This is a genomic window from Nocardia sp. CA-120079 (genome assembly GCF_050955745.1).
In the GTDB taxonomy this organism is placed as follows: domain Bacteria; phylum Actinomycetota; class Actinomycetes; order Mycobacteriales; family Mycobacteriaceae; genus Nocardia.
This window is the reverse complement of sequence record NZ_CP192088.1, coordinates 753,379-769,111: the sequence shown is the minus strand read 5'-3', so window position 1 is coordinate 769,111 and position 15,733 is coordinate 753,379. Positions and strand designations below refer to the sequence as shown.

Here is a 15,733-nt window from a genome sequence, read left to right as displayed (position 1 = left end):
CCGCATCAGGCAGCGGCTCTTTCGGGCTTTTCGATGGCAACCGGCTCGGGAGCCTTGCCGCGCAACGGAACTTCTTCGATGAACCAGGCGATCAGGAAGCCGAGTGTGCGAAACAGTGTTACCGCACCGGAGGCCGCGCCGATATTCGCCATTTCCACGCTGTTCTGTGCGACGGCGGTGGACAGCTGCATGGCGAAGCCGAGTCCGGCGCCCAGCAGCGCCATGGCGAAACCCGTTGTCAGACGGCCTGTTTCGACGTCAATGGTAGAGAGCAGGACTGCGCCCGCGGTCAGGAAAAGCCCGCCGAGAATGAAGAAGATCTTGTACTTGCCGGTCGCGGTCATCCGCTTCCCGACAATCTGGGAGACCACCAGCAGCGGCAACATCATCGGCAGCAGGAGCAGTCCTGAGTTCGCGGCCGAGGCGCCCTGCACCGTCTGCTGGAACAGCGGCAAATACAGCACCGATCCGAACATGATCACGCCGCTGAGCAGCGGTCCGCCGATGGTGCCGACGGCCATCGTGGTCGCGGTCATGCCCTGATACTTTCCGCGTTCGCGCGGCGGGACCAGCGCGCCGATGACGGCGAATGCGGTGACCGCGATACCACCCGCGCCGAGGCCCTGCAGTGCGCGGAATCCGATCAGCGCGGGCATCGACCAGGACGCGCCCGCCAGCACCGACCCGATCAGGAACACGCCGATGGCACGGATCCCGGAATCGTGGCCTTTCATCGCCTCGTCGACTCGACGCCCGCGTTGCGTGAGTACGCACACCAGATGCTGCTGCGGCACGAATCCGCATTGGCGGCGGCGATCGGCGAAGCGACCGGCGCACCGGCGGGTGATCTCGCGGCCGCGGGACTCGCCCACTTCGCACTGGAAGCCGCCAAAGTCGCGGGTACTCGGGAAGATCCGGCGAGCGCGTTCCACGAGTTGTTCGACCTGCTCGAAAACGGCTGGGGTCGGTAGCTGACGACAACCGGGCCGATCGATGCGACGGCATGCGGAATCCCGGTATCGGTTGACTAAGAGTTCTAGCGTTGCTAGATTCTCTATCAACGCTACAAGCACAGAACGGAAGAGCTCATGAGCACCACACTCATCCAGGTCGTCGCCATCGTCTCGGTCCTCGCGAACGCCGTCGTCTACGGCACCGATGCCTGCTTCGCACTGATCACGCGGTCGGTGTACGACAAGCTGGACGACCGGACCGTGACCATCTCGGCGGGCTGGGGGCACTACTACGGCGACCGCCGGATGCCGATCGTCGGGATCAGCGGTGTGGTAACGGCCGTTGCGGCAACGGCTCTCGCGGCGATCGGCGGCCACGCGGCAGCGGCGATCGCAGCGGGTATCGCCGTCGTGGCGCTGGTGACCTGGCTCGGCATCTACGTTCGCGTCGCGAAGCCGGTGAACACCCAGCAGACCGCCGCGGCGCACTCCGGCGTCATTCCGACGAATGCCCGTGCGCTGCAAGACAAGTGGAACAGCGTGATCAACGGCCGGGTGGCCCTGCAGTTCATCGCCATCGCCGCGCTCTGCGCCGCGATCGCCCTCGCCTGACGCGTCTCATCGAAACCTGTGTCGGCCGCACCTTGCAGGTGCGGCCGACACAGGTTTTCGCTTGCCCGATGCACCAGGGTTTCATCAAACACGGTCTTCAAAAGCCGGCTGCACCGAAATATGCCTAGCGGATGGCTTGGTCGATCAACCTGCGCGCCGCCCGGTCGGTGCGCTCCACGTCACCGGTTATCAACCGATCCTGAATGATGCCGCGCAGCCCCGAAACCAACAGCGTGGCAACGGCTTCCGGATCGTCGATGGATTCGATCCGACGCAGCGCATCCGCGAGCGTCCCGATGAAGGTCGCGATCGCGGCATTCGCGTATTCGCCGTAGGGACTACCCGGCGCACAGGCCGCCCCCAGCACCTGCAGCAGCACCCGCACACTCGTCGTGGCCTCCCCCGCGATATTCACCGCACAGAATTGACCGAGCCGCTCGCGCAGCGATGCCGCATCGGAGACCCCCGCGAAGACCGCGGCGATATCCGGGCGCTGCGTAGTCAGCGCCTGCACCAGCAGTTCTTCCTTCGTGTTGAAGTAGTGGATCAGCATGCGCGAGCTGGTGCCGAGTTCGGCGGCGAGCGGGCGCAGCGACAGGTCACCGAGGCCGTGGGCGGCGATGTATTCGACGACGCCGGCCAGCAGGTCGGCGCGTTTCGCATGGTCGAGTGGACGGGCCATGGGTTGACTGTAGCGATTGGTACAGGTATTCATGACATCGTGACTGTAACAATCGCTTCAGAAACTCGCCCGGCCGTCGTGGTCACCGCGGTCGCCGCGACCACATCGATCGCCGATGACATCGACGAGACCTGGTCCGGACTGCTCGCCGGGCACAGCGGTATCGGCATGCTCGCCGACGATTTCGTGGCCGAATACGATCTGCCGGTCCGCATCGGCGGCAAGTTGAAGTCACAGCCGGGCGATCAGCTCACCCGCGTCGAACAGCGCCGCCACTCCTATGTCGAGCAGATGGCCCTGGTGCTGGGCCGCAAGGTCTGGCGCAATGCGGGCGCACCCGAGGTCGAGGGTGAGCGGCTCGCGGTCGTCATCGGCACCGGGCTCGGCGGCGGCGACGCGCTGATCAATGCCGTCGATTCGATGCGCGACGGTGGCTACCGGAAGGTTTCGCCGATGTCGGTGCCGATGGTCATGCCGAATGGCCCGGCCGCGACGGTCGGTCTCGAAATCGGTGCCAAGGCAGGCGTTTTCGCGCCCGTCTCAGCTTGTTCTTCCGGTTCGGAGGCGATCGCGCATGCCTGGCGGCTGATCACCACCGGCGAGGCGGATGTGGTGGTGGCCGGTGGCGTCGAGGGGCATATCGATGCGGTGCCGATCGCGAGTTTCGCCATGATGCGGGCGATGAGCACGCGCAATGACGAACCGGAGCGGGCATCGCGACCATTCGACCGGGATCGCGACGGGTTCGTCTTCGGCGAAGCGGGTGCACTGCTGGTGCTGGAGTCCGAGCGGCATGCGCGGGCGCGCGGTGCGCGGATTCACGGCCGGGTTTTGGGCGCGGGGATCACCTCGGACGCCTATCACATCGTCGCGTCCGAGCCGGCGGGCATCGGTGCGGCGCGCGCCATGCGCAAGGCGATATGCACTGCCGGACTGAAGGTTTCGGATATTCAGCACGTCAACGCGCACGCCACCTCGACATCGATCGGAGATGCGTCGGAAGCCAATGCCATCACCGCGGTGACGCCGGAGGCATCGGTCTACGCGCCCAAATCCGCACTCGGCCATTCGATCGGCGCGGTCGGTGCGCTCGAATCCATCCTCACCATGCTGACGCTGCGCGACCAAATCGTCCCGCCCACATTGAATCTCGACAATCGGGACCTGGAGATCGACCTCGATATCGTGGCGGGCGCGCCCCGCGAGCAGCGCATCGACTTCGCGCTCAACAATTCGTTCGGCTTCGGCGGCCACAATGTCGCCCTGGCTTTCGGCCGGGCGTAGCGGTGGCTGCTCGTTGCCGCGGGGTAGCGTCGTAGCAGAATCGTTAACCGTACGAACAATCCAGCGGAACGGGACAACGACGTGGCCGACGCCTTCTACACCCCAGATCCGGCGAACCCGAGCCGGTTCGTCTCGACCGAACTGACTCGCGGTCCGTGGTCACCCGACGCCCAGCACGCCGGACCACCATCCGCGCTGCTCGGGCACGCGATCGAACGCTGTGAGCCGCGGGCCGGATTCCAGGTCGGCCGGGTCGCGGTGGAAATCCTCGGCCCGGTTCCCTTGGAGCCGCTTACGGTGCAGACGCGGGTGGCACGGCCCGGACGCAGTGTGGAGTTGATCGAAGCGACACTGTCCACCGATCGCGGACCCGTCATGCGGGCGAACGCCTGGCGATTCAAACTCGCCGAGCCGGAGCTCGAACTGCCCGAACAGTTCCTGCCGACCGGCGCCCGGACCGGACCGGATCAGGCGGTGTCGTCCCACTTTCCGTCGACCCAGCCCATCGGTTTCCACACCGGCATCGACTACCGCTTCGTGTCGGGATCTTTCGCCGATCCCGGCCCGGCGATCTGCTGGATCCGGCTGAAGTATCCGATCGTCGCCGGTACCACGCCGAGTCCGCTGGAACGCACACTCGCCGCGGCGGATTCGGGCAACGGCGTCAGCCGGGTGCTGGATTGGAACCGATACCTGTTCATCAATACCGATCTCACAGTCACGCTGCACCGACAGCCGGTCGGCGAATGGGTCTGCCTGGACGCCGCCACCTATCCGCAACCACACGGCATCGGCTTGGCCGAGTCCGCGCTCTTCGACGAGAAGGGCCCGCTCGGCCGCAGCACCCAAACCCTGTTCCTCGGCCCGCGCTAGCTCGGCTGCAATCTGCGCGGTCGAAGATCGAGGCCGCGCGGACGCTTGGTGCACGCCGTCGGATCGGGTTAACCGGCAGACCGCCTCGATGTCGCGATCTGTCCGAACTTCGCAGGTCGAGACCGCCGCTCGGCCTGTTGCTGAGCAATCGCCGCATGTGAAAACATAAAAGTGATTCGGTCGACCCGAGACGCCCACCGAGCCGCCTTCGCGCGGCCGATCCGGATGCGGGAAGGAGTCGACGATGTTGATGCGTTTCCGACTGGACCCGGACCAACTCGCCGCGGCCATGTCCATCGCCGGGCTGAAGCCGGGACCACGCTCCGCGCTGCCGCTGACGACCCCGCCGTCCGACCCGGCGGCGGCGCTGCGGGACACCGGACTGCTCGAAGCGGACGACCGACTCACCGGACCGGCGACCGCAGCACTGCGGATCGCCGCCGATCCCGCCCACACCACCGCCGTCACCGCCAACCACGTCGGGCAGGACAACCGGACAGCGGCGCTGCTACTGCGCGGAGACGAAGAAGGCACCTTCGTCATGCAGGCCGAGACCGGCGAGGACGGCTTCGATTTCACCGTCGTGCCGACGCTCGACCAGGCCACCATGCTGGTCGACCAACTGCTCGATCTCACTGCCTACGGCCCCGGATTCGCATCACCCCCGATCGACCTCGATCTCATCGCATTCGCCGCACTGCTCGCCGCCGCCGATGCGGCACAAGAGGCCCGCCTGGCCGGGGTCCTGCGGCGAAACGTGGCGGCCGGACCGCTCGAGCTGCGAGCGCTCGAGCTGGAGGAGCAACTCGCCAAGGGGCTGGCCGCGGGCGACACTCGTTGGGCCTTGTCCGCCGCCCAGGGCGCCACACCGGTCTCACTCGCGGCGGCGGCCGGCCGGATGACGGAGGGACTGGCGCGGCTGGCGTCGCTGAGCCTTGTTCGACTCGAGGCGCTCGGCAGCTACCGATTCACCGATGCCGGGACAGCGGTGGCACGGTCATTCGGTCAACTGTTGACGACCGGGAGCATTGCCGTAATGAACGGTGCGACAACGAAACAGGACGCGCTCGCCCATTTCACGGTGTTCCGTTCGACGTTCTCGACCCGGTTCGCATGCTGGCGCCAGCTTGCGGCGCGCAATCCACGTGCCGAATTATTGGAGACCACAACCGAAGTCGCGCTCCGGCTGGTGCGCGATGTGCTGGATCCCGCCGTGGTCAAGCCGTTCGCCGGTGGCATACCGGCATTCGACGCGTCTGGCGCACCCACGGAAGCGGTGCCCGCGGTCGAGCGCGGCCGCACTCCGGCATTTCATCCGACCCACCAGGTGCCCGCCAACGGCATGCCCGCATGGGGCACTCCCGACTCGACCCGGCCGCCCGTCGCCCGCATCGAACCGCGCGTCGAACTCCAGATCCTCGATCGCTCCGGTGACTGGGCGCATATCGCCTGCAACAACGGCTGGACCGCATGGGTCGACGGCCGCGCCATCGAACCCCTTGCCGCCCTTTGGTACCCGACCCACCTGGTACCCGAGGGCGGAATGGACGCATGGGCCGCGCCCGATCCGAGCCTCGGCCCCATCACCAGCATCGATCCCGGCGTCGAACTCCAGATCCTCGGCCGCGCCGGGGACTGGGCGCATATCGCCTGCGACAACGGCTGGACCGCATGGGTCGACGGCCGCGCGATCCAACCCCTCGCCCGGCCCGGTGCACCCTGGCCCAGCGGTAACAGGCACGTTTGATGACCCGGTCACGAGATCACGGGAGCACCAGAGCGAGCTAGGAGCGTGTCGAAATCTGCTGCACCGTCCAGCCATTGCCGTCCGGATCGCTGACATGGCGATTCCCTCCGCTGCTGTGGACATGGATATGCCTGACGGTGCAGACGTCGCGTCGCGGCCGAAATCATCGCTGACTGCGCGGTTCCCACCGCCACGCGAATTCACCCGCCTCCGGCGGCGGACCGGGCAGTTCACCTTTTCCCGAGAGCCCCGCGACCAGCATGGCGAGCACGCGTCTGCGCAGTTCAGCGGTTCGGACCTGGTCCGGCATGGCAACGGCCGCACATGCTTCCAGGACGAGACCGAGGTCGTTGGCATTGGCATCCGCGCGCAGCCGACCGGAGGCGTGCGCGCGCCGGACCAGTTCCTCGGTGACCTCACCCGAATGCGTGACGTCCGGCAGCATCGACTCGTCCGGGGTGAAGGTGCCCGCCAAATGCACGGTCAACGAGTGCACATCCGCGTCGACCACGCGTTCCAGAAATCCCACCAGACCGCGCCACCCGTCCGAATCCTCCAGTGCGGCATCGGCTTCGGCGTTGTAGCGGCGTAAGCCCTCGTGGCAGAGGGTGCGCAACAGCACGTCTTTGCTCGGGTAGCGGCGGTAGAGGGCGCTGATGCCCACTCCGGCTCGCTCGGCGACGGCGGCGATGGGGGCGTTGGCGTCGGCGAGGAAGACCGCGCGGGCCGCCTCGAGGATGAGCCCGTCGTTGCGGGCGGCCTGTGCCTTGCGGCCGGGCAGACCCTTCTGAGCTGGGGCATCGGATGTCTTCGGCATGGGTTCAGATTAGCACTTGAAACGGAATGATCCGTTCTGATAGTGTCTGAAACAGAACGAAGCATTCCGTTTCAAAAGGAGTAGAGATGACCGCCATCACCCCCTTCCGCATCGACGTCCCGCAGGCAAAGCTCGACGACCTGGCCGACCGGCTGTCCCGGGCCCTCTACCCGAACGAATTGCCCGGCGTCGGCGATGCCTACGGCGTACCGAACGAGCGGGTGCGGGATCTCGCCGAGTACTGGCTGGAACGCTTCGACTGGCGCGCGCTGGAGGCGAAGCTGAACTCCTACCCGCAGTTCACCACCGAGATCGACGGCGAAGATATCCACTTCATGCACATCAGGTCCTCCCGGCCGGATGCGCTGCCGGTGATCCTGACCCACGGCTGGCCGGGTTCGGTGCTCGAATACCTCGATGTCATCGCGCCGCTGACCGAGCCGGACTCGGCCGATGATCCCGCCTTCCACCTGGTCATCCCGTCGCTGCCGGGATTCGGATTCTCCGGGCCGACCCGCAGCACCGGATGGGGCACCCTCCGCACCGCCGCGGCCTGGGCGGAGCTGATGGGCCGACTGGGCTACGCCCGCTACGGCGCCATCGGCAACGACGGTGGCTCGATGGTCTCACCGGAGATCGGACGGCTGGATTCCGATCATGTCGTCGGAGTGCATGTGACGCAGCTGTTTTCGTTCCCGTCCGGTGATCCATCGGAGTTCGAGGGGCTGTCCGAGGAGGATATGGCGGCGCTGCAGCACCTGCAGTGGTTCCACGAGAACAAGATGGCCTTCAACGCCCTGCACAGCCAGCAGCCGCAGACGCTCGCGTTCGCGCTGGCCGATTCGCCGGTCGGATTGCTCGGCTGGAATGCGCAACTGTTCGGCGAAAGCCTCGACGAGGAGTTCGTGATCGGCAACGTGGCCATCTACTGGCTGACCGGAACGGCCGGGTCGTCGCTGCGGTTCTACTACGAGAACGCGCACACCGCGCAGCAGCCGAGTGGACCGACCACGGTGCCGACCGGATTGGCGATGTTCAAGGGTGATTTCCAGTCGATTCGCCGGTTCGCCGAGCGCGATCACAGCAACATCGTCAGCTGGAATTCGTACGACGTCGGCTCCGTCCAAGGTGGCCCGAACGATGCGGCAGGACACTACGCCGCGCATGAGGCACCGCAGGTGATCGTCGCCGATATCCGGCAGTTCTTCGCCAAGCTCGGCTGAGCGCACACAGCGCAACGGCCCGCATCCGTTTTCCGGACGCGGGCCGTTGCGCGTTTTCCCGGCCGAGACCCTCTCGTATGTCTTCGAGACGCACGGCCATGGTTCGTCTCGTTCTCCGCTGATGTACTGGATTCACCAACAGCTCAACAGTTTTCAACCCCGCGGTGCGAGCGTCAGGCCCGGAGGCGACAGCCTGCGTGACCACGTAGGGCCCGGGAGCACCCGCAATTCAACACAGGAGAACATCATGCGTATCGCAGTTTTCGGAGCCACCAGCACCGTCGGTCGGCTGGTCGTCGAGCAGGCGCTCGAGCAGGGGCACGAGGTCACCGCGTTCACGCGCGATGCGGCCGGTGTCGGGCAGCGGCACGAGCGGTTGCACATCGTGGAGGGCGATGTGCTCGACACGAATTCGGTGGAGCGGGCCGTTGCCGGGCAGGATGCGGTGCTGATCTCGCTGGGTGCGGGCCGCAAGGGAGTCATCCGGGCCGAAGGCACCCGAGCGGTGCTCGAGGCGATGGACCGGACCGGCGTCAAGCGGTTGATCTGCCAGACCACCCTGGGTGTCGGCGACAGCCGCGGCAACCTGAACTTCCTCTGGAAGTACGTGATGTTCGGGATGCTGCTGCGCGAGGCCTACGCTGACCACGTCAAGCAGGAAGAATACGTCCGGGCAAGCAACCTCGACTGGACCATCGTCCGCCCGAGCGCCTTCACCGACGGCCCCCGCACCGACGCCTACCGCCAGGGCTTCCCCGCCGACGCCAAGGGCCTCTCCCTCAAAATCGCCCGCGCCGACATAGCCGCCTTCATGCTCACCCAACTCACCGACCCCACCTACACCCACCAGGCCCCCGCCATCTCCAACTAGTGACCGAGAATGCCGTGGCGGAGGGGCGCTCTCGACGTTTGCCTGCGTGGATGCATGGTGATCGGTCGTCCAGGTCAGTGCTGGTGGAGAGTGCCCCAGGTGGGGAAGGGGTCGGGGTAGGTGGTCCATGTGGTGGGGCCTGCGCTGAGTTCGTCGTCGGTGAGGAGGGCGGCGTCGAGGAGGGCGCGGACGTGGGTGGTGTCGAGTTTTATGCCGATGAAGACGATTTCCTGGCCGGCGGGGACTTCGAGGGCGGACCACCAGGCGGCGGGTTCGAAGGTGAGGTTGGGACCGGCTTGGGACCAGATTGCGGCGAGGTCGGGGCGGCTGGCGAGCCAGCAGAAACCCTTGCTGCGCAACATGCCTCGGAGTTGCGTGAGGGCGTCGGCGAGGCGGTCGGGGTGGAAGGGGCGGTCGGCGGTGTAGGTGAGGCTGCGGATGCCGTATTCCTCGGTTTCCGGGGTGTGGCCGCCCGCCAGTTCCTCGGCCCAGCCATCGGATTCCGCGGCGACGACGGGGTTGTAGCGGCCGGTCGCGAGGACCTCCGCGAGATCCACCGCGCCCTTCTCGGTGCAAAGCACATGGGCACGTGGATTGAGCCGTCGCACAGTGGCTTCCACGGTTCCGGCGGCATTGGCGCTGACCAGGTCGGTCTTGTTGATCAGCAGGACATCGGCGAATTCGACCTGATCGACAAGCAAGTCGGCGATGGTGCGCGTATCGCCGTCTCCCGCTTCGAGATTGCGCTCGGCGAGCCCCTGCCCGCGGGCGATTTCAGCGAGGAAGGTAGATGCGTCCACCACGGTGACCATGGTGTCCAGGCGGGCGATATCGCCGAGTTTGAAGCCGTCCTCGAATTCCCAGTCGAAGGTCGCGGCGACCGGCATCGGCTCGGAGATGCCGGTGGATTCGATGACAAGCTGATCGAAGCGACCCGCGCGGGCGAGCCTGCCGACCGCCTCGATCAGATCCTCGCGCAGCGTGCAGCAGATGCAGCCATTGGTCAGTTCGACCAGCTTCTCCTCGGTGCGGTCCAGGTGTCCCTGCCCGGCGACGAGCGCGGCATCGATATTGACCTCGCTCATGTCGTTGACGATGACCGCGACGCGGCGACCGTCGCGATTGGCCAGGATGTGGTTGAGCAGGGTCGTCTTGCCCGCGCCGAGGAAGCCGGAGAGCACGGTGACGGGCAGCAGGTCAGGGGTCGATGAAGTCACACCTTAACGATAATGGTTTTCATTTAAACGCGTTCAGGCGGCTGCGGATTTCACCGCCAGGCCGATCTCGCGCCGCAGTGCGGCGAACTCCGGGGAAGCGCGCAGTTCGTCCGCGTCGACACCGGTGCGCGGCAGGTCGACCGGAAGGTCGAGGGCGATCCGGCCCGGTCGTTTGGTGAGCACCACGACCCGCGAACCGAGGAATGCCGCCTCATCGGCGCTGTGGGTGACGAAGACCGCGGTGCGCCCCTGGCCGACGCGGCGCAGGTCGTCTTGCAGGCGTTCCCTGGTGAGGGCATCGAGTGCGGCGAATGGTTCATCGAGCAGCAGCAGCGAGTTCTCGGCCGCGAGTGCGCGGGCGATGGCGACGCGCTGCTGTTGCCCGCCGGAAATTTCCCAGATCCGTCGGCCTGCGGTGCCGTCCAGGCCGACGCGATGCAGTAGATCTTCCCTGTGCTCCGCGCGCTGATCACGCCGCACGCCTGCGTATTTCAGCGCTAGATCGATATTGCCGCCGACGGTCTTCCATGGAAACAGGCGCGGCTGTTGGAAGACCATCCCGCCGGATCGGCCGGGTACCGGTATCGCGCCGGAGACCTCGATAATGCCCTCGGTCGCGGTTTCGAATCCTGCGATCAGGCGCAACAGGGTGCTCTTGCCACATCCGGAAGCGCCTACCAGGACGAGGAATTCGCCCGGCGGCACTTCGAGATCGATCGGTCCGACCGCGGTGACCGCTTGCGCGCCATCGCCGTAGCGGTGCGATAGGTTGCGAATTCGTATGCCGCCCTGAGCAATCGGCAGTACTTCGACAAGTTCTTCAGCTGCCGAGGACACTGGGCAATCCCTTGACATAGATGCCGTCGCGAATCGCCGCCAGCGACGGCGCGGCCGGAATCTGCTTCTGCGCCAACAGGAATTCGGCCGCGCTCTGCAGACTCACCGCGATATCGCCGACCGCGCCCTCGGTGCCCAGCCACTCCTTGGAGGTGAGTTGTTCCTTGGTCAGGAATACGCCCTGCCCCAACTGTTGCGCGGCCTCCTGGGTGCTGAGACCGATTTCGGCCGATACCGCCTTCGCCGCCTCATCGGGCCGGTTCTTGATCGTGTCCAGTGCCCGCGCCTGCACCTTGCGCCAGGTATCGACCACATCGGGATGGGCTTGGGCGAACTCCTTGGCGACCACGCCGAGATCGAGGGTCGGTTTGCCCGCGGTCGCGAGTTCTCGGCTGGTGATCAGCGTTTTGCCGCTCTTGCGCAGCTGGTCCAGCGTGGGTAGCCAGGTGTACACGGCGTCGATATCGCCGCGCTCCCAGGCGGCCAGCGATGCCTGCGGTTGCAGGTCGACGAGCCTGACATCGTTGGCGCTCAACCCGTTTCGATCCAGCGCGGCCAGCAGGCTGTAATGCGCGGTTGAGGCGAAGGCCGTGCCGATGCGCTTGCCCTTCAGATCGGCGATCGATTCGATGCCGGTTCCATTGCGCGCCACCAGCGCTTCGTTATCGCCCGCCACATCGAGCACGAAGGCGACCTGGTACGGAATGTTCAGCGGCGCGGACAGACCGCGGGCGACCGGGCTGGAACCCAGTGCGCCGAAGTCGACCTGTTTGGCGATGAAGGCGGTATTCACATCGGCGCCGGAGTCGAATTTGGTCCACTTGATGTTGTACCCGGGCAGTTCGTTCTCCAGCCACCGGTTGTTCTTCACGACCAGGTCGCCGCTCGGAAAACTCTGGTAGGCAATGCGAATGGTCGGCTTGCTGTCATCGGCGCCGGAGTGGTCGACGGCGCATCCGGCGAAGGCGACCGCACCGGTGACGGCCGCGGCCACCGCGCGCAGGACGCGTCTGGAAAACGATTGGGAACTCATATCTTTCCTCTCCAGGGCACCGCACGGCGTTCCACCGCGCGCAGCAGGCCATCGATGACCAATCCCGAAATGCCGATCGCGGCAATGCCGACCAGCACGACGGGGGTGTTGTTGTAATTGCTCGCGTCCTTCACCACGCCCCCGATGCCGGGCAGGCCGTTGAACAGTTCCGCGGCGACGACCGACGAATACGCCATGCCGACCGCGAGCCGCACACCCGTGAAGGTTTCGGGCAGTGCGGCCGGAAACACCACATCTCGAATCACTTGTGCACGAGTGGCTCCCAGCGCTCGCGCGGCCTCGACCAATCCGATCGGCGCGGCCGCCACCGCCGTCGTGGTGGCGATCGCCGCCGCAGGCAGTGCCGCTAGAGCGAGCAGCGTCACCTTCGGTGCCTCGTCGATGCCGAGCCAGATCACCAGTAGGAAGAAATAGGCCAGTGGCGGCAGGGTCCGCAGGAAGGTGAGCCACGGCTCGAGGATGCTGCGCAGCCAGCCGATGGTGCCCATGGCCACGCCAAGTGCGACACCGAAAATGACACCGACCACGACGCCCGCGAGTACCCGGCGCAGCGTCATGTACAGGTGCTCCCACAGCAGATATCCCTGATAGCCGCGGACGCCGTCGTGGGTCGTCGAGATATCGATGGCGGCGCGCCACACCGTAATCGGATGCGGCACAAAGGTTTCGTTCCAGATCCCAGCTACCGCGACGAGTTGCCAGACGATGAGAAAGACAGCAACCGACAACAACGGCAATAGAGTTCGCGTGCAGCGGCGCACCGCCGCGCGCCAGTTCGTTGCGTTCGCACCGTGACCACCGCCGACGGCATTGCGGCTGTCGCCATTGGTCGGCAGAAACCAGTGGAAGGTGAGCGACATTCATACGATCCAACGCGGGGGTCGCTGCACTGCACAGGTATGCGATCGGGCAGATCGGAATGGTCGGGCCGACGCTGAGTAGGGTCTGGGATGTGAAATTCCTGCCGCTCGTGCCCGACGGGCAGACCCCAGTTCGCGTCCTCACTATCGCCGGGACCGATTCCGGCGGCGGCGCGGGTATTCAGGCCGATTCCCGGACCATGGCCCTGTGCGGGGTGCACGCATGCGTGGCGGTGGCCGCGGTGACGGTGCAGAACTCGGTCGGGGTGAGCGGGTTCCACGAGATTCCGCCGCAGGTCGTGGCCGATCAGGTGCGCGCGGTCGTCGGGGATATCGGGGTCGGAGCGGCCAAGACCGGAATGCTGGCCTCGACCGCGATCATCGAGTCGGTCGCGGCGGTATGTCAGGAAGTCGGGATCGGACGGGATCGGACGCCACTGGTGGTCGATCCGGTCGCGGCATCCATGCACGGCGATCCGCTGTTGCACGATGAGGCCCTGGACGCGGTGCGGCACACGCTGATTCCGCTGGCCACGGTGGTGACGCCGAATCTCGACGAGGTGCGGCTGATCACCGGGATCGAGGTCATCGACGATGCCTCGGCGCGGAAGGCGGCGGAGGCGCTGCACAAGCTCGGAGCGCAATGGGCCATCGTCAAGGGCGGCCATCTGCGGTCCTCGACGGTGAGCACCGACCTGCTCTTCGACGGCGATCGCTTCCTCGAGTTCACCGCGCCGCGGATCACCACCGGCAACGACCACGGCGGCGGCGACACCTTGGCCGCGGCCATCGCATGCGCACTCGCCAATGGTTACTCGGTCCCCGATGCCGTCGAATTCGCCAAGGACTGGACCTACCGTTGCCTGGCCGCCTCCTACGACCTCGGCGCAGGTCACGGCCCCGTTTCCCCGTTATGGCGGCTATCCGCCTCCTGACCCCCGGCGCACCGCTGCACCAGGTGTGCCGCCGTCACCGGTCATGGACTTCGGTGCTGCCAGTGGGTTCGGAAACTTGTCGGTGGGTGGGGTCATACTGTGGGCATCGCAGACACCGTTGGCCTCGATGATGCGGTTGACGAGAACGATGGGGTTCGAAGTGGATGCGGGAGCCGACCGCTAATGGCGCGCTCGCGGTCGGTGCGTACAAGTCAGTCGCTGGAGAACGCGAGGTGCAGCGGTTGGTCCGCGTCCATGCGGATGCCGTTCAGTCGCGCATTGGCCTCGGCCAGTGCGGAGATGATCTCGGCCAGGTAGGCGACGAACTTTTCGATCGGCATGGTGTGTGCCTGTAGCCGGTTCGCACCGAGCCACCAGTCGGTGGCCGAGGCCACCGCACCGAATACCGAATAGTTGACGAGTTCGACGCTGGACACTTCGACGGATTTGTCGGCGAGCAGTCCGGTGAACAGATCCGCGGCCCGCTTGGCCGATTGCCGAGCCGACTGCAGCGCCCGCTCGGATTCATCGGCCCGCTGCGTGAAGTGGCTGTGCAGCATGAACCGGAAAACATTGGGGTGCTCGGAAATCACGAGCACATACTCGGCTGCGCCACGCCGAATCAACTCCCGCGCGGAATCATTCGTCAGATCGGCGCTGGAAACGATTCGCTCCCACAGCATGTCGCGAACCCGATCGACGATCGCGTTGTACAGATCGGTCTTGTCCTCGAAGTGCCGATAGAGTTTGGGCTTGGCCGCCCCGGCCTCCTTGGCGATATCGCCCATGCTCACCTCGGGTCCGGACTTGTCCAGCGCCCGAAACGCCGCATCGACGAATTCCGCCCGAACCTTCACCCGATGCTCCCGCCACCGCTCGGTCCGAGCATCTACCCGCCTGGGCGTCCCCGCATCCACTCCCCGCCCACTGCGCATCACAAATCCGACCGTACCAATACCTGCACCCGACCTAGGTAGACGCGGTTGCCGAAACGGCAACAAAGTTGGCGCTGTCGCGGACCCTGCGTACATCATGCGAACAGGGTCGATGGACCGAGATACGCGACTTCGATGGGAGAACGACGCATGACCGAGAGCACCGCTTCTGGCAACACCCAGGAGTTCTGGGAGGGGTTCTATCAGGATCGGGATCAGGTGTGGACCGGGAATCCCAATCCGCTGTTGGTGCGCGAGGCCGTGGAGCTAGAGCCGGGGAGCGCATTGGACCTCGGATGCGGTGAGGGTGCGGACGCTGTTTGGCTCGCGGGGCGTGGGTGGCGCGTGACCGCGGTCGATGTGTCCCCGACAGCGCTGCGGCGTGCGGCTGCCCATGCTGACGAGGCAGGCGTCGGGGAGCGCATTACGTTCGCGGAACATGATCTGGCGCAATCGTTTCCGGAAGGAGAGTTCGATCTGGTTTCGGCGCAGTTCTTTCATTCGCCGGTGGCGCAGGACCAGGAGCGGACGAAGGTTCTGCGGCGGGCCGCCGAGGCGGTGGGCGTCGGCGGTGTCTTGTTGATCGCGGGGCATGCGGGATGGCCGTCGTTTGTCGAGGATCGGCATGATGTGCACTTTCCGACGATGGATGAGGTGCTCGACGGGCTGGCTCTCGGGCCGGACTGGAACGTGGAGACCAAGGATGCGGTCGAGCGGGAAGTCACGTGGCCGGAGGGGCAGGTGGGGCTGCGTACCGATACCGTGTTGCGGATTCGGCGAGTGCGGTAGCCGCGGTCCCCAGGAACCTCACAGGTAGAGCCCAGCTAGGGTCC

17 protein-coding genes are annotated in these 15,733 nt (G+C 65.9%); 9 read left to right on the top strand and 8 right to left on the bottom strand.

Annotated elements, in window-relative coordinates; genetic code table 11:
- Positions 1-5: 5 nt before the first annotated feature.
- Positions 6-734 carry an MFS transporter gene (locus ACQPYR_RS03645; protein ID WP_433627588.1) on the bottom strand — a complete coding sequence of 243 codons (729 nt, stop codon included), beginning with the start codon at positions 732-734 and terminating at the stop codon, positions 6-8.
- Here ACQPYR_RS03645 and ACQPYR_RS03640 point away from each other — a divergent pair.
- Together ACQPYR_RS03640 and ACQPYR_RS03635 are read left to right on the top strand one after the other, a co-directional pair.
- Positions 723-971, top strand: coding sequence for a hypothetical protein (locus ACQPYR_RS03640; protein ID WP_433627587.1), 249 nt, complete (start codon positions 723-725; stop codon positions 969-971). The two genes, ACQPYR_RS03645 and ACQPYR_RS03640, sit on opposite strands and share 12 nt — an antisense overlap.
- A 117-nt stretch (positions 972-1,088) precedes the next feature.
- Positions 1,089-1,565 carry a DUF1772 domain-containing protein gene (locus tag ACQPYR_RS03635; protein WP_433627585.1) on the top strand — a complete coding sequence of 159 codons (477 nt, stop codon included), beginning with the start codon at positions 1,089-1,091 and terminating at the stop codon, positions 1,563-1,565.
- A 124-nt stretch (positions 1,566-1,689) separates the two neighbouring features.
- On the opposite strand, the gene ACQPYR_RS03630 is transcribed toward ACQPYR_RS03635, so the two are convergent.
- Entirely contained in the window at positions 1,690-2,247 is a 558-nt protein-coding gene (locus ACQPYR_RS03630) for a TetR/AcrR family transcriptional regulator (RefSeq protein ID WP_433627583.1), read from the bottom strand.
- 39 nt (positions 2,248-2,286) lie between these two features.
- Between ACQPYR_RS03630 and ACQPYR_RS03625 the strand changes: the two genes are divergently transcribed.
- The 3 genes from ACQPYR_RS03625 to ACQPYR_RS03615 all read left to right on the top strand — a co-directional run bounded on the left by ACQPYR_RS03625 (position 2,287) and on the right by ACQPYR_RS03615 (position 6,151).
- Positions 2,287-3,531, top strand: coding sequence for a KasA/KasB family beta-ketoacyl-ACP synthase (locus ACQPYR_RS03625; RefSeq protein ID WP_433627581.1), 1,245 nt, complete (start codon positions 2,287-2,289; stop codon positions 3,529-3,531).
- Between the two features lie 81 nt (positions 3,532-3,612).
- A complete protein-coding gene (locus ACQPYR_RS03620; RefSeq protein ID WP_433627579.1) occupies positions 3,613-4,404 on the top strand; it encodes a thioesterase family protein in 792 nt (263 codons plus the stop codon).
- Between the two features lie 244 nt (positions 4,405-4,648).
- Complete coding sequence (locus ACQPYR_RS03615) at positions 4,649-6,151, top strand: SH3 domain-containing protein (RefSeq protein ID WP_433627577.1); 1,503 nt, start codon at positions 4,649-4,651, stop codon at positions 6,149-6,151.
- A gap of 163 nt (positions 6,152-6,314) precedes the next feature.
- On the opposite strand, the gene ACQPYR_RS03610 is transcribed toward ACQPYR_RS03615, so the two are convergent.
- Positions 6,315-6,968, bottom strand: coding sequence for a TetR/AcrR family transcriptional regulator (locus ACQPYR_RS03610; RefSeq protein WP_433627574.1), 654 nt, complete (start codon positions 6,966-6,968; stop codon positions 6,315-6,317).
- Between the two features lie 86 nt (positions 6,969-7,054).
- Here ACQPYR_RS03610 and ACQPYR_RS03605 point away from each other — a divergent pair, with 86 nt between their 5' ends.
- Entirely contained in the window at positions 7,055-8,191 is a 1,137-nt protein-coding gene (locus tag ACQPYR_RS03605; RefSeq protein ID WP_433627572.1) for an epoxide hydrolase family protein, read from the top strand.
- A 247-nt stretch (positions 8,192-8,438) separates the two neighbouring features.
- A complete protein-coding gene (locus tag ACQPYR_RS03600) occupies positions 8,439-9,062 on the top strand; it encodes an NAD(P)-dependent oxidoreductase (RefSeq protein WP_433627569.1) in 624 nt (207 codons plus the stop codon).
- 74 nt (positions 9,063-9,136) lie between these two features.
- Here the strand turns inward: ACQPYR_RS03600 and ACQPYR_RS03595 are convergent, their stop codons facing one another.
- The 4 genes from ACQPYR_RS03595 to ACQPYR_RS03580 are packed head-to-tail and all read right to left on the bottom strand — an operon-like array spanning position 9,137 to position 13,030.
- Positions 9,137-10,279 carry a GTP-binding protein gene (locus ACQPYR_RS03595; protein ID WP_433627566.1) on the bottom strand — a complete coding sequence of 381 codons (1,143 nt, stop codon included), beginning with the start codon at positions 10,277-10,279 and terminating at the stop codon, positions 9,137-9,139.
- 33 nt (positions 10,280-10,312) lie between these two features.
- Positions 10,313-11,134 carry an ABC transporter ATP-binding protein gene (locus ACQPYR_RS03590; RefSeq protein WP_433627564.1) on the bottom strand — a complete coding sequence of 274 codons (822 nt, stop codon included), beginning with the start codon at positions 11,132-11,134 and terminating at the stop codon, positions 10,313-10,315.
- Complete coding sequence (locus tag ACQPYR_RS03585) at positions 11,100-12,149, bottom strand: taurine ABC transporter substrate-binding protein (protein WP_433627561.1); 1,050 nt, start codon at positions 12,147-12,149, stop codon at positions 11,100-11,102. Before ACQPYR_RS03585 ends, ACQPYR_RS03590 begins: the two co-directional genes overlap by 35 nt.
- Positions 12,146-13,030: an ABC transporter permease gene (locus ACQPYR_RS03580; RefSeq protein ID WP_433627558.1), complete on the bottom strand. Its 885-nt coding sequence runs from the start codon at positions 13,028-13,030 to the stop codon at positions 12,146-12,148. Before ACQPYR_RS03580 ends, ACQPYR_RS03585 begins: the two co-directional genes overlap by 4 nt.
- Before the next feature lie 92 nt (positions 13,031-13,122).
- On the opposite strand from ACQPYR_RS03580, the gene thiD reads away from it, so the two are divergent.
- Entirely contained in the window at positions 13,123-13,965 is an 843-nt protein-coding gene (thiD, locus tag ACQPYR_RS03575; RefSeq protein ID WP_433627555.1) for a bifunctional hydroxymethylpyrimidine kinase/phosphomethylpyrimidine kinase, read from the top strand.
- 212 nt (positions 13,966-14,177) lie between these two features.
- Here the strand turns inward: thiD and ACQPYR_RS03570 are convergent, their stop codons facing one another.
- Positions 14,178-14,822 (bottom strand): TetR family transcriptional regulator, encoded by a 645-nt coding sequence (locus ACQPYR_RS03570; protein WP_433627553.1) that lies wholly within the window; start codon positions 14,820-14,822, stop codon positions 14,178-14,180.
- Between the two features lie 228 nt (positions 14,823-15,050).
- Here ACQPYR_RS03570 and ACQPYR_RS03565 point away from each other — a divergent pair, with 228 nt between their 5' ends.
- Positions 15,051-15,689: an SAM-dependent methyltransferase gene (locus tag ACQPYR_RS03565; protein WP_433627551.1), complete on the top strand. Its 639-nt coding sequence runs from the start codon at positions 15,051-15,053 to the stop codon at positions 15,687-15,689.
- Positions 15,690-15,733: the final 44 nt, after the last annotated feature.

Bases quoted from the DNA above. Each gene is read 5' to 3' on its own strand.
- ACQPYR_RS03645 (WP_433627588.1), bottom strand. From the start codon at position 734: ATGAAAGGCCACGATTCCGGGATCCGTGCCATCGGCGTGTTCCTGATC.
- ACQPYR_RS03635 (WP_433627585.1), top strand. From the start codon at position 1,089: ATGAGCACCACACTCATCCAGGTCGTCGCCATCGTCTCGGTCCTCGCG.
- ACQPYR_RS03630 (WP_433627583.1), bottom strand. From the start codon at position 2,247: ATGGCCCGTCCACTCGACCATGCGAAACGCGCCGACCTGCTGGCCGGC.
- ACQPYR_RS03615 (WP_433627577.1), top strand. From the start codon at position 4,649: ATGTTGATGCGTTTCCGACTGGACCCGGACCAACTCGCCGCGGCCATG.
- ACQPYR_RS03610 (WP_433627574.1), bottom strand. From the start codon at position 6,968: ATGCCGAAGACATCCGATGCCCCAGCTCAGAAGGGTCTGCCCGGCCGC.
- ACQPYR_RS03605 (WP_433627572.1), top strand. From the start codon at position 7,055: ATGACCGCCATCACCCCCTTCCGCATCGACGTCCCGCAGGCAAAGCTC.
- ACQPYR_RS03600 (WP_433627569.1), top strand. From the start codon at position 8,439: ATGCGTATCGCAGTTTTCGGAGCCACCAGCACCGTCGGTCGGCTGGTC.
- ACQPYR_RS03590 (WP_433627564.1), bottom strand. From the start codon at position 11,134: ATGTCAAGGGATTGCCCAGTGTCCTCGGCAGCTGAAGAACTTGTCGAA.
- ACQPYR_RS03585 (WP_433627561.1), bottom strand. From the start codon at position 12,149: ATGAGTTCCCAATCGTTTTCCAGACGCGTCCTGCGCGCGGTGGCCGCG.
- ACQPYR_RS03580 (WP_433627558.1), bottom strand. From the start codon at position 13,030: ATGTCGCTCACCTTCCACTGGTTTCTGCCGACCAATGGCGACAGCCGC.
- ACQPYR_RS03565 (WP_433627551.1), top strand. From the start codon at position 15,051: ATGACCGAGAGCACCGCTTCTGGCAACACCCAGGAGTTCTGGGAGGGG.